The sequence below is a fragment of the Pseudoalteromonas sp. APC 3495 genome, assembly GCF_030407645.1.
In the GTDB taxonomy this organism is placed as follows: Bacteria; Pseudomonadota; Gammaproteobacteria; order Enterobacterales; family Alteromonadaceae; genus Pseudoalteromonas; species Pseudoalteromonas tetraodonis.
Map to the genome: position 1 here is coordinate 1 of NZ_JASDDA010000068.1, position 15011 is coordinate 15011.

13 protein-coding genes and 1 other RNA gene are annotated in these 15011 nt (G+C 40.5%); 8 read left to right on the plus strand and 6 right to left on the minus strand.

Annotated elements, in window-relative coordinates; translation table 11 throughout:
- The first annotated feature begins 465 nt into the window (after positions 1–465).
- From petA to QL984_RS17535, 5 genes are all read left to right on the plus strand, one after another.
- Complete coding sequence (petA, locus tag QL984_RS17515; RefSeq protein WP_008110867.1) at positions 466–1056, plus strand: ubiquinol-cytochrome c reductase iron-sulfur subunit; 591 nt, start codon at positions 466–468, stop codon at positions 1054–1056.
- On the plus strand, positions 1056–2321 hold the full coding sequence (locus QL984_RS17520) for a cytochrome b N-terminal domain-containing protein (RefSeq protein ID WP_008110864.1): 1266 nt from the start codon (positions 1056–1058) through the stop codon (positions 2319–2321). Before petA ends, QL984_RS17520 begins: the two co-directional genes overlap by 1 nt.
- On the plus strand, positions 2318–3061 hold the full coding sequence (locus QL984_RS17525; RefSeq protein WP_290173107.1) for a cytochrome c1: 744 nt from the start codon (positions 2318–2320) through the stop codon (positions 3059–3061). The genes QL984_RS17520 and QL984_RS17525 overlap by 4 nt, the downstream gene beginning before the upstream one ends.
- 79 nt (positions 3062–3140) lie before the next feature.
- Positions 3141–3767, plus strand: coding sequence for a stringent starvation protein SspA (gene sspA / locus QL984_RS17530; protein ID WP_013464041.1), 627 nt, complete (start codon positions 3141–3143; stop codon positions 3765–3767).
- Positions 3767–4204, plus strand: coding sequence for a ClpXP protease specificity-enhancing factor (locus tag QL984_RS17535; protein ID WP_036955982.1), 438 nt, complete (start codon positions 3767–3769; stop codon positions 4202–4204). The genes sspA and QL984_RS17535 overlap by 1 nt, the downstream gene beginning before the upstream one ends.
- 296 nt (positions 4205–4500) lie before the next feature.
- On the opposite strand, the gene dolP is transcribed toward QL984_RS17535, so the two are convergent.
- The 4 genes from dolP to QL984_RS17555 all read right to left on the minus strand — a co-directional run bounded on the left by dolP (position 4501) and on the right by QL984_RS17555 (position 8066).
- On the minus strand, positions 4501–5067 hold the full coding sequence (gene dolP, locus QL984_RS17540) for a division/outer membrane stress-associated lipid-binding lipoprotein (protein WP_013464043.1): 567 nt from the start codon (positions 5065–5067) through the stop codon (positions 4501–4503).
- Entirely contained in the window at positions 5060–5653 is a 594-nt protein-coding gene (locus QL984_RS17545) for an SIS domain-containing protein (protein WP_013464044.1), read from the minus strand. Before QL984_RS17545 ends, dolP begins: the two co-directional genes overlap by 8 nt.
- Positions 5654–5804: 151 nt before the next feature.
- Complete coding sequence (locus QL984_RS17550) at positions 5805–6176, minus strand: YraN family protein (protein WP_016899512.1); 372 nt, start codon at positions 6174–6176, stop codon at positions 5805–5807.
- 9 nt (positions 6177–6185) lie between these two features.
- Positions 6186–8066, minus strand: a complete 1881-nt coding sequence (locus tag QL984_RS17555; protein ID WP_013464046.1) for a penicillin-binding protein activator — start codon at positions 8064–8066, stop codon at positions 6186–6188.
- Between the two features lie 60 nt (positions 8067–8126).
- On the opposite strand from QL984_RS17555, the gene rsmI reads away from it, so the two are divergent.
- Entirely contained in the window at positions 8127–8984 is an 858-nt protein-coding gene (gene rsmI / locus QL984_RS17560; protein ID WP_008468384.1) for a 16S rRNA (cytidine(1402)-2'-O)-methyltransferase, read from the plus strand.
- 42 nt (positions 8985–9026) lie between these two features.
- An RNA gene (gene rnpB / locus QL984_RS17565) (RNase P RNA component class A) lies at positions 9027–9392 on the plus strand.
- Between the two features lie 199 nt (positions 9393–9591).
- Here the strand turns inward: rnpB and QL984_RS17570 are convergent.
- On the minus strand, positions 9592–10695 hold the full coding sequence (locus tag QL984_RS17570; RefSeq protein WP_058154144.1) for a mechanosensitive ion channel family protein: 1104 nt from the start codon (positions 10693–10695) through the stop codon (positions 9592–9594).
- 123 nt (positions 10696–10818) lie between these two features.
- On the opposite strand from QL984_RS17570, the gene QL984_RS17575 reads away from it, so the two are divergent.
- Positions 10819–11766, plus strand: coding sequence for a YihY/virulence factor BrkB family protein (locus QL984_RS17575; RefSeq protein ID WP_138764656.1), 948 nt, complete (start codon positions 10819–10821; stop codon positions 11764–11766).
- Between the two features lie 23 nt (positions 11767–11789).
- On the opposite strand, the gene QL984_RS17580 is transcribed toward QL984_RS17575, so the two are convergent.
- On the minus strand, positions 11790–14816 hold the full coding sequence (locus tag QL984_RS17580; RefSeq protein ID WP_249365148.1) for an EAL domain-containing protein: 3027 nt from the start codon (positions 14814–14816) through the stop codon (positions 11790–11792).
- Positions 14817–15011: the final 195 nt, after the last annotated feature.

The window sequence follows — 15011 nt, forward strand, 5'->3', positions numbered from 1 at the left end:
AGGCTAATGTCGACATTAGCTTGATCAAAATAGGCCAAGTATGCGTATTTATTGAACGAAAGCTTAAAAATGACCGACTAACGCAAAAAAAGTTAAATAATTATCGCAATTAGTTTAAATCCATCAGTTAATTGGTGAATTTTTTTGCTACAATTGGCGGGCAAATAAAGTGAATGAGTTTAATGTCGCCAAATTCAGTGGTTACTGTACTTAGTTGGTGAGATTGTACTTGTTTACAAATTGTTTTTACGGAAGCGATACTATAGTCATTTGGTTTCATACTCGAGCTAACTTAATCAACTATTTGAGCAAGTCAGGATTATTCGAGCAGGAGGCTGTGAATAACCTTGTTTTAAACAAGGGTTTTAATTATGATCGTTTCTCTTTTAAAATTCGAAAAATTAACCTGCTGTAACTGATGTTCTCAATATAGCAAGTGTTGAGAATCATAGTGGAGATAAGTGGATGAGCAATGCGCCTGTAGACAATGGCCGACGTCGCTTTTTAACCATAGCTACCTCTGTTGTTGGTGGTGTTGGTGCGGCTGGGGCTGCTGTTCCTTTTATTGCGTCTTGGAATCCAAGTGAGCGAGCTAAATCTGCGGGTGCGCCTGTAGAAGTAGATATCAGCAAACTTGAGCCAGGACAATTAATACGTGTCGAGTGGCGTGGTAAACCTGTATGGGTTGTATCACGGACCCCAAAAATGCTTGAGCAGATGAAAGAACATGAAGGTCAACTTCGTGATCCGCAATCGCAAGAGCCACAACAATTAGAATCATCAACCAATGATTTCCGTTCATTACGCCCAGAGATTTTTGTCGCTGTAGGTATTTGTACGCATTTGGGTTGTTCACCTAGCTTTTTACAAGGTGGCTTTGGTGAGAAAGTGGAAGGGACTGATGACGGTTTTTACTGTCCATGTCACGGTTCTAAGTTTGATATGGCCGGCCGTGTATTTCAATCGGTACCTGCACCATTAAATTTAGAAGTTCCACCATATACTTTTCTTGATGAGACCACTATTTTAGTGGGCGAAGAACAAGGGGTGGCCTAATGTTTGGAAAAATTGTTGAGTGGATAGACGACCGTATCCCAATGACACGTGTTTGGAACATGCACATTGCACAGTATCCAGCACCAAAAAACTTTAACTTCTGGTACTTCTTTGGCTCACTCGCTATGTTAGTACTAGTTAACCAAATCCTTACCGGTATTTGGTTAACGATGAACTATGTACCATCTGCTGAAGGTGCGTTTGCATCAGTAGAATACATCATGCGTGATGTAGAGTACGGTTGGTTATTACGTTATTTGCATTCAACGGGTGCATCTGCGTTCTTCATCGTTGTTTACATGCATATGTTCCGTGGCATGATCTACGGTTCTTACCAAAAACCACGTGAATTACTGTGGTTATTCGGTATGTTTATTTTCCTAGCCCTAATGGCTGAAGCGTTCATGGGTTACTTATTACCATGGGGTCAAATGTCGTTCTGGGGTGCACAGGTAATCATTTCATTATTCGGGGCTATCCCGGTTATTGGTGATGATTTAACACTGTGGATTCGTGGTGACTACGTTATTTCGGGTGCAACGCTTAACCGCTTCTTTGCATTACATGTAATTGCACTGCCATTGGTTATTGTTATCTTAGTATTTTTACACATTGTTGCACTACACGAAGTGGGTTCAAACAACCCAGACGGTATTGATAACAAACGTAAAAAAGGAACTGTGGCTGAAGAAGATAAGCCTAAATTTAAGTTCCATGAATACTACACTGATAAAAAAGACATCATTGATGCGATTCCGTTCCACCCTTATTACACAGTAAAAGATATTGTGGGTGTGGTTGGCTTCTTAATCTTGTTCTGTTGGGTGGTGTTCTTTATGCCTGCTATGGGTGGTTTCTTCTTAGAAGCGCCAAACTTTGAACCGGCAAACCCACTCAAAACACCAGCGCATATTTTCCCTGTTTGGTACTTTACGCCGTTTTATGCAATCTTACGTGCGATTCCAGACAAGCTAATGGGTGTTGCAGCAATGGGTGCATCTATTGTCGTGCTAGCATTATTGCCTTGGATTGACCGTGGTTCGGTTCGTTCAGTTCGTTACCGTTGTGGTTTCCACAAATGGAACATTGCAGGCTTTGTAGTTACTTTCGTTCTTTTAGGTTGGGTTGGTGCTACACCTCAAACTGACTTTAAAACGCTTGTTTCGCAAATCTGTACTGTGACTTACTTTATGTTCTTCGTACTGTTATTTGTTTACAGTAAGAATGAAAAAACTAAGCCATTGCCTGAGAGGTTAACGAAATGATGAAAAAGCTACTTATTGGTTTATTCGCTTTATCAGTAAACGTATTACCAGCAATGGCGGCAGGCCCGTCAGTTCCTCTAATGGAAGCGGGTAACGATATATCTGATCAACCTTCTTTGCAACGTGGCGCAAAGTTGTTCATGAACTACTGTCTTGGTTGTCACCAAATGCAGTATCAACGTTATGAACGTACTTTCCGCGATATTGGTATTCCAACAGAGATTGGTCAAGAGCAACTTATTTTTGATGGTTCAAAAGTAGGTAGTCATATCAATAATGCAATGAAGAAAGAAGATGCTGCAAAATGGTTTGGTGCGGCTCCGCCGGATCTAACAAATGTTGCGCGTGTGCGTGGCAGTGATTGGATTTATACCTATTTAAAATCGTTTTACAAAGATGAATCTCGTCCGTTTGGCGTAAATAATACGTTATTCCCATCGGTGGGTATGCCACATGTTCTTCAAGAGTTGCAAGGTGTTCCTACTGTAATTACTGAAGAAGTAACAGTAAATGGTAAAACAACCACTCACATTACTGGTACAGAAACAGATGGTACGGGCGAATTAAGTGTAGATGAATATGACCAAGCAGTTCGTGATTTAACGAATTTCCTAGAGTATGTAGGTGAACCTACACGTCTCGAATCGGAAGCGCTAGGTATTAAGGTACTTGGATTCTTAGTGATTCTATTTATCTTGGCATTTATGCTGAAGAAAGAATACTGGAGAGATGTTCATTAAGTTTGAACATATTTAAAGGTAATTTTGCAATAGGGGCTTAAGCCCCTATTGCTGTTTTAGTTATTTAATGGAGGTAGGCATGGCCGTAGCTGCCAATAAGCGCCCTGTAATGACCCTTTTTTCTGGTGCTAACTGTATGTATAGCCACCAAGTACGCATTGTACTTGCTGAAAAAGGTGTAAGTGTAGATATTCATATGGCTGAAAAGGATAATCTGCCAGAAGCACTTCACGAAATTAACCCTTACGGCACAGTGCCAACACTGATTGACCGTGAGCTTGGTTTATATCAGGCAAACATCATCATGGAATACCTTGATGAACGTTTTCCTCATCCTCCACTAATGCCTGTATACCCGGTCATGCGTGGTCGTAGTCGTTTAATGATGCACCGTATTGATACTGATTGGTACAGCCTAGCTGAAAAAATCATTAACAACACGTCTGAAGCAGCGCAAGCGCGTAAAGAGCTGACAGAAGCATTACTTGCAATAGCACCCATCTTTAGTGAAGCGCCTTACTTTATGAGTGAAGAGTTTAGCTTAGTTGATTGTTACTTAGCTCCACTATTATGGCGTTTACCTGAGTTTGGTATTGAGCTAAATGGTGCAGGCTCTAAAGAACTTAAAGAGTATATGATCCGTTTATTTGAACGTGAATCATTCCAAGCTTCTTTAACTGAAGCAGAGCGTGAGATCCGTTTATAATGACCTCTAATCGTCCTTATTTACTACGCGCTTTTTTTGATTGGATTGTTGATAACGAATGCACACCACACTTAGTGGTTAATGCTGATTTTCCTGCAGTGCAAGTGCCAACACAGTTTGTCCAAGACGGCCAAATTGTATTGAACATAAGCCCTTCAGCGGTTACGCAGTTTTCGTTAGATAATTCTCAGCTTAGCTTTAACGCACGCTTTGGCGGTCAGCCAATGCAAGTGTACGTGCCTTTAGGGGCTGTACTTGCAATATATGCACGCGAAAATGGCGAAGGCACAGTCTTTACTGCAGATGAGTTTTTAGAGGACGAAGACGATTTTGCTCCAGAGCTTGAAAGTGTCGATTCATCACCTGACCTAGTTGGTGAAACACCTGATCATAAGCGTGAAAAGAAAAAAGGCTCACATTTACGCGTTATAAAATAACCCTTAAATGTTAGAAAAAAAACCGCTTAATAAGCGGTTTTTTTATGCCTGTATGAAAATATTAGGTTAAAGGTTAGAAAGGCTCACGAGCGACGAGCAGCGAGAAGCGGGTTAAGCTTGGATGATGTAGCAGCGGATTGATTCTGCGTCTATTAGTGATAATGCGCGAGGTAAACTCCCGCCTACAGATATAAAAAAACCTTGCGATGTTAACCGCAAGGTTTTTAAATTTCTCGAACCTCGAACCTCGAACCTCGAACCTCGAACCTCGAACCTCGAACCTCGAACCTTATTCTTTACAAATACTCAAACACTTTAATAACGCGCTCTACGCCAGAGATATTACGGGCAATATTAACGGCTTGGTTTGCTTCAGCGTCAGATACTAGCCCCATTAAGTACACTTCGGCATTTTCAGTCACTACTTTTATATTATTACTGCTGATGTTTTCAGCCGCTAAAAGCTGCGCTTTTACTTTTGAGGTTAACCATGAGTCGTGAGTTTGCGTGGTAATACCAATATTTGAGCCAATGCGTAGTTGGTTGTGAATTTTACGAATGCCAGATAGGTTCTCAATGGTTTTAAACGCTTGGTTTTTCATTTCTTGGTTAGGAACTTGCCCTACCATTAAAACCACGCCATTAACGCTTATAACGCTGATATGAGCAAACTTATTAAGACGTTCATCTTCACTAATAGCAATGCTGGCTTTTATTTCAATGTTGTTGTCGTCTATTTGCGAGCCAATGGTTCGTCTATCGTTTGCTGCAGTAACAGCACTGGCTGTGCCGGCCACTACAGCAGCAGCACAACCTTGTAATAACACAACGGTGCCTAAAATAATCAGGGAGCGTTTAAACATAATTTTCATCCTGCGGGAAAAGAGTTAAATCTACCAATTCACTTAAACAGTGAAGGTTAACTAAATGCGATTCAATAATGCGACTAGGGCGTTTAGACGGTGTACGTATTTCTACATCGTTGTGCCCAAGTAAGCCAACGAGTTCGCCGCCATCATCACCTACCATTACTATGACCTTCATATCTTTGGTTAGTGCCGCTTCTACTGCAGAAATTATATGTTTTTCATTGCCATTAATTGCTAATGCAAGGAGCAAATCACCTTGCTGAGCAAAGGCACGTACTTGGCGTGCAAAGGTATCGTGGTCATCTATTTGATGGCCTTGACCTAGGTTAATATTTTCTTGCGAAAGGGCAATTGCAGGTAAGCAAGGGCGCTCTGTTTCGTAAAAGTTTACTAATACGCCAGCCATGTGTTGTGCCAACATGTGGCAGTTTGCTGTGCCGCAACATATCAGTTTATTACCATTGATCAGGCTTTGTGCAATGGTGAATGCCGCTGACTCCAATGCGCTAGGAAGTACTTCACCTGCTGCAATTTGAACTTGAATACTTTCTTTAAAAATTTCTTTTATTGTGTCTTGCATGGATTACCAACAATTAATATCTAATTCTGTGTGAGCTCACACCCGCTTTATTAAGGATGATGATTTTTAGAAGCAGCTTGTTAATTTTTAACTACGCATTAATGCATTTAGCTGTTGTAATAATTGCTCACTCATTTGTATGTGCTCGGTATTAAAATACGTTTTTTAGCCAGTTTATGTGTAGTGATGGCTCGCCTGTTATAGCAACATAATCAATACGTAATGGCTGATTCTTTAAGTTTTTAGCCGCGAGGTAATGATAAATAGTTCGTCTTAATTTTGCTTGCTTTTGCGGGCTTAAAGCATAATTAGCGCCGCCTTTTATATTATTTTTACGAAACTTAACCTCAACAAACACTAAGGTGTCACCGTCTTTCATAATGACATCAAGTTCGCCATAGGGGCAGTAGTAATTACGCTCAATCGCTTTTAAGCCTTGTGCTTCTAAATACTTTTGCGCTTGGCGCTCATAATACTGGCCTTTTTCACGACTATTTTGCCACAGCTGTTTAAACCACGACATGTCGACCCCTTAGTTAATTATGGTTATGCCATCGTTAGCTGATTGCATAAATAGCGGTACAGGGCGTTGTGTTTTTAACTCCACCGGTTTTATTCGGCGGTTGCTGTACTGAGCCCATTGCAGTGAACGTTCAATATCACCGGCACTATTAATCGACAATTTACCGCTCAACCCTGAAAAGTATTTATCGGGTGTAACACTCAATTGTCTAATATCGTTAAGCATGGTGACGGAATCATAAGCCATCGCAAATAAACGTTGGCTTATATCGGCTTGTTCAGGCCATAAATCATTGTATTGCTGACGCAGATTATGTTGCTTAATTTGTGAGTCTAACATCCAAGGCAGTTCAGTAAAGTAGAGTCCGTCTAAATCACCTTTGTCAGTGGTATCTATTTGCTTACTGTGGCTTTTAGAGCTGGCGTAAATAGGAATTCTATCGGCAAAGGTACTCACATTAACATCAAGGTAAGGCTTAATTAATCGGGTTTCAATGGCGTCGCCGAGTATGTAGATGGCATCAATATCTCCACGTGAGCGTGTTTCACTTTCAACTTCTTTATTAAAAAGTGCTTTAACAGATTTAATACGCTCTTTTGACTTATCAACTTCTAACAAGCTAGTAATCGTATTGGGCATATCTTTGTTATCGTTATAAAAACCAACTTGCGTGGTTGTTTCACTATAGCGTTGCCACTGCAGATTAAAGTAGTCAACTAAGCGCTGGCCATTGGTATTATTTGGCGCTAGCAACATCGGCTTTTGATAACCCTGTGCTAAAAAGTGCTCTAGCGTTTGCTGTACTTCATGTTCAGGATTAAGCGCAAAAAAGTAATGTTGCAGCGAGGTTCTTTCGCCATCAAAGGTATTTAAATGTAAGGTGGGTATATCGAGTAATGTATTGGTATTAGCGAGCTTATCTATATTGGCTTTTAATAGTGGGCCAATAACAAAGTCAGGCTGTAACTGAGAAATTTGTGCGCTCAACGCTTCTGTTTCAGTGTTTTCATCTATAAACAGTGTTTCGTTGATCTCTTTTTTATCAAGGGCTGCCAATATACCGGCTTTTAAGGCATCCCCAAGGCGCTTATTAGCACCTGACTGAGGCAGTAAAACAACCAAACGCTCAATATTAATTGGCGCTAATTCATTAGCATACGTTTCTTGTTTTGGCAGTACATTGTTACCAGGATGCCCCAGGTAACGGCGGCGCCAATTATTAATGGCTTGGTCTAAATCAACCGAGCTGTTGGCGTAAACTTGATGATACAAAGCTAAGTTAACCCAACCTTGTTGGATCACAGAACCACGGTTAAATCGTTCTAATGCGTAAGATGAGAGTTGCTTTAAATTTTTCCAAAGTGCATCACTAAGCTGAGGAATTGAAATAGTGTTTTTAGTTGCAGATTCTGACGCCGCAAAAAAATAGGGTGCAGCACGTTTTGGCAAGTTTTGAGAAGCAAAAATGCTGGCAGTTAAAAATTGGTGCCAGGCAAAATGTTCGGGTTGCTTGAGTTGTCCCTCAAGTGAGTTTAATACTTCAAGTGCTTGCTGGTTTTTATTCTGCTCTTTTTGTGCAAAGGCAATATATAAACGGTTTTGAATTTGATCAACACTGGCAGTAAGTGCAAGTTCGCTACATATTGTTTCGAGTAGCGGCCAGTTTTCTTCAGTAATGGCGCTATCACGGGCACTATAAAGCAGTTGAATTTTATCTGCACCAAAACGGTTTTGCGCTAATTGATAAATCGATTGCGCGTTCAGTGCTTCATTTTTCAGCGTATTGGCACTGCTATTTAAGTTATCGCTGGTTTTAGTTGGTTTTTCGGTTGTGCTACACGCCGATAACCCTGACAATATAATTAATAGACTAACTAGTTTAAGTCGCACAATGATTTCCCATACGTTAACGCGATTTGCTTATATTACTGACTGACGCAGGAGACCTCAATGTTAAATGAGGAGAATTCACAGAAAATTGGCACTCTTTACGTTGTTGCCACCCCAATCGGCAATTATGACGACTTAAGTCAGCGTGCAATCGCGACATTATCGCAGGTTGACTTAATCGCGGCTGAAGACACTCGCCATACTGGCAAGCTACTCAGCCACTTTGGTATTAAGGCTAAAACCTTTGCGTTACATGACCATAATGAAAAGCAAAAAGCGCAGCAAATTATCGACCAACTTAATCAAGGGTTAAATATTGCGTTAGTATCCGATGCCGGCACGCCGCTTATAAGCGACCCTGGTTATGCCGTTGTTAATTTATGCCGTGAGCAGGGCGCACTTGTCACACCTGTACCTGGTGCATGCGCTGCTATTACGGCGGTATGTTGTTCAGGGCTGCCAACCGACCGTTTTCAGTTTGTTGGCTTTACGCCCGCTAAAAGTAAAGCACGCCAAGATTTTTTTATTGATGCGGTTAACTCAAGTATTACCAGTATTATGTATGAAAGTACCCACCGTATTATGGCAAGCTTAGACGATTTAGAAGCAGCGCTAGGTGGTGAGCAGCAAGTGGTATTTGCCAAAGAGCTCACTAAAACATTTGAAACCTTTTTTAATGGCACAGTGACTGAGTTAAAGCAGTTTTTAACTGACGATCCCACTAAACAGCGCGGTGAAATAGTACTCATGCTGCCGGGTAAACCTAAGGTAGTTGACGATATTCCACCAGAGGCACGCAAAATGTTAGCGCTACTTGAAAACGAAATGCCAATGAAAAAAGCCTGTGGCGTGGTGGCCGATTACTTTGGTATGAAGAAAAACGCGCTGTATAAAACAATTATTGAAGAAAAACAGTAAATGTTTACTGCGTAGTGTGGTGCTCTCATGTATACTGCGCGCCGAGTTAGCCAAGATAATCGCTGCCTGCAACGAAAATGCGCAGGGGGAGGAAAGTCCGGGCTCCACAGGGCAGAGTGCCAGTTAACGGCTGGGGGGCGTGAGCCCACGACAAGTGCAGCAGAGAGAAGACCGCCAATCTTCGGATTGGTAAGGGTGAAAGGGTGCGGTAAGAGCGCACCGGGCCGCTAGTAATAGTCGGTTGCAAGGTAAACTCCACTCGGAGCAAGACCAAATAGGGTTCCTTATGGCGTGGCCCACGTTGGAACCGGGTAGGTTGCTTGAGCCATAGAGCGATTTATGGCCTAGACGAATGATTATCACTTTCTTCGGAAAGGACAGAACCCGGCTTACCGGCTGACTCACTCATTCAATAAAAAAGCCCGCAGTTAACGCTGCGGGCTTTTTTGTGTTTGGAATAAGCTGTCAGGTTGCGGGCGGCGAGCTTCGGGTTGCGGGCTTAAAACCTAACAACTAACCCCGGCGCGAGGTAAACTTCCGCCAATAGGAACAAAAAAACCTTTCAATGTTAACCGCATATTTTTAGATTCCTGAACCTCGAACCTCCCTATATAATATTTTTACCTTGCTCTGGGTCGCGTGATTCATCGGCTTGCTCGCGAATATCATCCGTATCACTACTTACATCATCAATACTGTGTTCATGCTCTGTGGTTTTATGTTTTTGAATATGTGATTGCTCGTTAATTTCTTCTGTTGTCTCTGTTTTAGCTTCGCTTGCTATGGGATAAATATCTTCACCTTGGCTATTGAGCAATATACGCTCTCTGGCATTGTCAGGCATGCTTATATTATGTTGCGTAAAACTATTGATTAACTCTCGCATAAGCTGTGAGGCTACTTTTACCGTGCTGTATTGTTCGCCGTTGACCCAAAAGTAAACGGTAAAGTTAATAGTGGCGGAGCCTAAGTTATCAATCAATACTTGGGGAGGTGGATCGCTAAGCACAGAGGTTTGCTGCGATATTATACTAATTGCCAAACTTTGTGCGTCGCGAATGTCATTATCGTAGCCAATACCGATTGAAAAATGACCGCGCATTTTTGGATTAGCGGTTAAGTTTTTAATGGTATTTTTATACACAGTCGCATTGGGTATTTGAATATGATTGCCATCGTAGTCAACTAAAGTGGTTGCCCGTGCAGTTACTTTTTTAACAATACCAATTCTGCCATCAACTTCTATTACATCATCTATTTTAAATGGACGCTGTACACTTAAAAGTAAACTGGCAATAAAGTTCTCAGCAATATCCCGAAAGGCAAAGCCTAAAATAAGCCCAATTAATCCGGTGCCACTCATAATTGCGACCGCGAATTCGGTGAGTCCTGCCAAGCGTAAAAATAGATAAAACCCGAGTAAAATAATTAAGGTGCTAATACCTCGCCTAGCAACTAGATGTACTAATTTACTCTTGGTCATGTAAGTAACAGGCTTTATTAACAAGCGTGATAATGGTGTGGCAATTAAATAACTAATCACCAAAATAACAATCCCTAATAATAAAGTGGGCAGTAATTGCATGAATGTGTGTAGTAATTGCACGCTTTGATCTTTTAAAAAGCTCCAAGAAATTGAGTTTGGCTTAACGGTGTCGATTGCTGGAATTGATGTGTTATTAGCGAGTGTTGCAATTAAAGCACTGAGCATAGAGGTCATCCGTGTTAGGTCGAAGTAATTAGGGTCTGTGTTAAACAATAGCAGCAAGTTTAATACCAAGCAGTATTTGTTTGGCAAACATTTTGCTACTTAATTAGGAAAAGGGAGTTAACTATGAGTGACTTTAAGCGTGGCCAAAGAGCCAAGCAGCCTAACCATATCCCTCTGCGTGGCTGGTGGGATATTATAAGGCGAATAGTAAAACAAATGAGCCGTGATAATTTATCTTTAGTGGCGGCTGGCGTGGCATTTTATGCGTTACTGGCTATTTTTCCCGCCATTGCGGCATTGGTGTCTGTGTATGCTTATTTTGCATCACCGAATGATATTAGTGTGTATTTAAGTCAGTTTATGGCGTTATTACCACAAAGCACTCAAGAAATTATTTTATCTCAAGTTTCAAGTCTTGCGCAAAAGTCACAAACTAGTTTAAGCCTTAGTGCGCTGGGTACTTTACTGTTAACTATCTGGAGTAGCTCTAAGGGCAGCCAAGCGTTGATCACAGCATGTAATATTAGTTATCACGAATACGAAAAACGCTCATTTTTAAAGGCGCAACTTGTGCGTTTGTTATTTTCAGTGGGTGCAATTGTGGTGGCTGTAATAGCACTGGTAATTATAGGTATATTACCGCTAGCGCTTAATTTACTCGGAATTAAAGAGAGTATTGATTTTTTAATCATGATTATATCATGGCCGTTGCTGGCATTGACCTTTAACTTTGCATTATTAATTTTATACCGTTATGCGCCTCACAGAAAAGCAGCTAAATGGCGCTGGGTTACCGTGGGCTCATTCACCGCCACCGTATTATGGATTGTGGCATCTTTTGGCTTTTCATTTTATGTATCTCATTTTGCTAGTTACAACGAAACATATGGCTCTTTAGGTGGAGTGGTTATTATGCTTATGTGGCTATTTATTAGCGCTTATATCATTATTTTGGGAGCCACAATCAATGCTGCGTTAGAGCAGCAAACCGCTCAAGACAGCACCATTGGACCAGATAAAAAAAGAGGGCAGCGAGGTGCGTATGTAGCAGACCACCTCGACGCAAAATAACCAGTATTAGGGCTAAATGACTTTTATTTTAAACTAATTACTTGATTTGTTGTTATCAGCTGCATAAACGAGGCTTTGTGCAGCGGCTTTGAAAACAAATAGCCCTGGCCATAATCACAACCGGCCTCAAGTAATAAATCCATTTGTAATTTTGTTTCTATGCCTTCGGCAATCACTTTTAAACCAAGCTGATGAGCCATCATGATAATTGCTTCACACAAAGCCAGCTCTTGACTGCCTTTTTGAATATTATCAACAAAGCGTTTATCTATTTTTAGGTAGTCGGTATCCATTTCTTGCAAGTAAGCAAGCGATGAATAACCGGTGCCAAAGTCATCAAGGGCCAATTGCATCCCTGACTTAACCAAGGCTTTCAAACGACTTTGGGTAAGTTCTTCAGGGTTAACCATTAAGCCTTCAGTAATTTCGGCCACAATCGCTGAGGCTGGTATATTTGCCGTTGCTAGCATATCGTACCATTCGTCTATGCCGCTATCGACGGTTGCCAATTGCACTGGTGAAACGTTAATGCTTATTTGAAATTCATCTTGAATGTGTTTTTTAATATCATTAAGTGTTTGTAGTGCCTCAGCAAATACAAATTGACCCAGCGCATTTATTTGTCTGGTTTCTTCAGCAAGAGGAATAAAGTCAGCAGGGCTGATCAGGCCTTTTTCTGGGTGTTGCCAACGAATAAGTCCCTCAGCTTTATGAACGTGTAAATCATCAAGCGATACGATAGGTTGGTAATACAATTCAAATTGTTCTAGCTCTATAGCTGAGCGAAGCTCTTTGAGTAGTTGCATTCTTGCGTTTGCATCTTCACGCATATCATGTGAGAAAAATTCAAAGCCATTGCGACCGCTATTTTTTGCTTTATACATAGCTTGGTCAGCGGCTTTAAGTAATTGCTCTGGATTTTGGCCATCATCTGGCGCGCAGGCAATACCAATACTGGCACTGATATACACTTTTTCATCTTCAATAAAAATAGTGGAGGCAAGGCTAAGTAAAAGTGATTTTGCCATTTGCTTTATATTATCGCTGCCATGTAAATCACTAAATACAACAACAAACTCGTCTCCGCCAATTCGTGCTACAAAGTCAGCCTCTTTGGCCGTTTGCACAATTCGCTCAGATACTAACTTAAGTAATCTATCGCCGTAATGGTGGCCCAATGTGTCGTTAATATCTTTAAAATGATCAATATCTAATAGCATAATGACCAGTTTTTGATCTGCATTGGTAAGGTTTGCGAATCGTTGGTTTAAGCGCTCTTTTAGTTCTAATCGATTAGGCAAGTCGGTTAAATGATCAAAGTGCGCTTGTCGCCAAATTAATTCATCTGCTTGTTTTTTCTCGGTTAGGTCGGTAAAAATAGCAATACGACTAGTCGGGGCTTTATTTTTATCGTAAATAGTATCGATGGTTAACCATTCAACATACAGCTCGCCATTTTTACGACGATTGGTTATTTCACCTTGCCAACGCCCTGTTTTATTGAGCGATTGCCACATGTAATTATAAAACTGCTTATCGTGTTTACCCGATGATAAAATACCCACCGTTTTATTGAGTACTTCTTTTCGAGAATACAAAGTTGTTTCACAAAACGCAGGGTTCACATCATAAATAACCCCATTTTCATCCGTGATTGCCATGCCTTCACTGCTGTTGTTGTAAACTAATGACGCTAAATGCAACGATTCTTGATTTTGCTTTCGTTGAGTGATGTTACTAATAACGATAATAAACTCATCGGCTTTTTTCATTGGGCTAATTTTAGCTTCATAAAACTGATTGTCTTGTTTTTGTTCAAGCTCAACAGTGACAGGGGCGTTCAGGGGTATTAAGTACCCTTGCACTTGTTTTAAATTAGCATCAGAGAATAAACACGATAATTTTTTAGGGGGTGTTGAATGGCTATAATTTAACGATTTAATACGTCCACCGGTATCAAGAATATTGCCATTGACATCTACGCGTAAAAAAGCATCGGGTAATGCATTAAGCAGGCTATTGAGCTCGTCATGCTTATGTTTAAGGCATGCTTCAGCCGTTAAGCGAGTTTCGGCCATGTATTTAAAACGATGGTAAAGTCTATTTAGCTCAGGACTATTGGGCTGCTCATCGTCATGAGGCATATTACCGGCCGCTAAGCGGTTAACCGCCTGCGTTAGACTTTTAATCGGATTTAAAATGCTTTTATTGACCAGTCGTCTAGCTAATACAGCTAAAAGAAGAATGGTCATTAAAAATCCTAAAACCATTTTTACAAAGTTAATATCTATCCGCTCAAGTGTTTTATCTATTGGTTGAGTAATATAAATAGAGAGCTTATTGTCATTGCCATCTCGATAGAGAGTCGTTTGATGAAAAACTCTACGGATACCATCTTTTCCTTTAAAAATGACACCTGCTTGTAAATTATGTTCTAAATCAAACTCTTCCAATTTATAACCTAATCTATCGGCTGAAAAAGGGGAGTTGGCTAAAATAAGATTATTAGAGTCAGTGATGGCGACTCGAACTTCTGTCGGTAAATTCAAGCTATTAAGTGCCGAGCTCCACCAGTCTAAAGCAATTACAGTTACTATCACGCCTTCAATATCATTGTTTTCATTAAGAATAGGGGAAGCAAAGTTAATGCTCTGGGCTTCAAGGCTGCGATCGTGCTGGAAATGGCCAATACTAAACTCTTTACTGGCGAGTGCGTTTTTAAAGTAGGGACGATCACTAACGTTGATATTAGGGGCACCATTATTTGAGGAACAAATTAAATCGCCGTCTTTGTTTACTAAACCAATATTCGCGATATTGCCATTGAGTGCCTTAACATCTAAAAAATACGAAGGGCAGCGAGAAGATAAAGACTTAATGTCTTTCTGCTTTTTTGCTAAAAACTCAGTAATATGCTCTACATCATTAATCATGCTTTGCTGCTTGATAATTAGGTGCTCAGTGATAGAGCGCACTTTTTTCTCGTGCTCTTTAATAGCCGCGTCACGACTAAACCACAAGGTTACTAAAATGACAGCAGCTACAGGCATGCAAATTAGCATAAGTAGTCGATAAAGCTGATGTTTTAATGATGCAGTAAAAATAATCGTATCCAAATAAATATAGGGTAAAACTCTGACCAATAATTCTACTATAAATAACCTTTAATGTACTAAGGTTATATCGCAAATATTAAATTTACTTTTATTGTATATAACTGAAATTTATTAATTAATTTTCGGGTA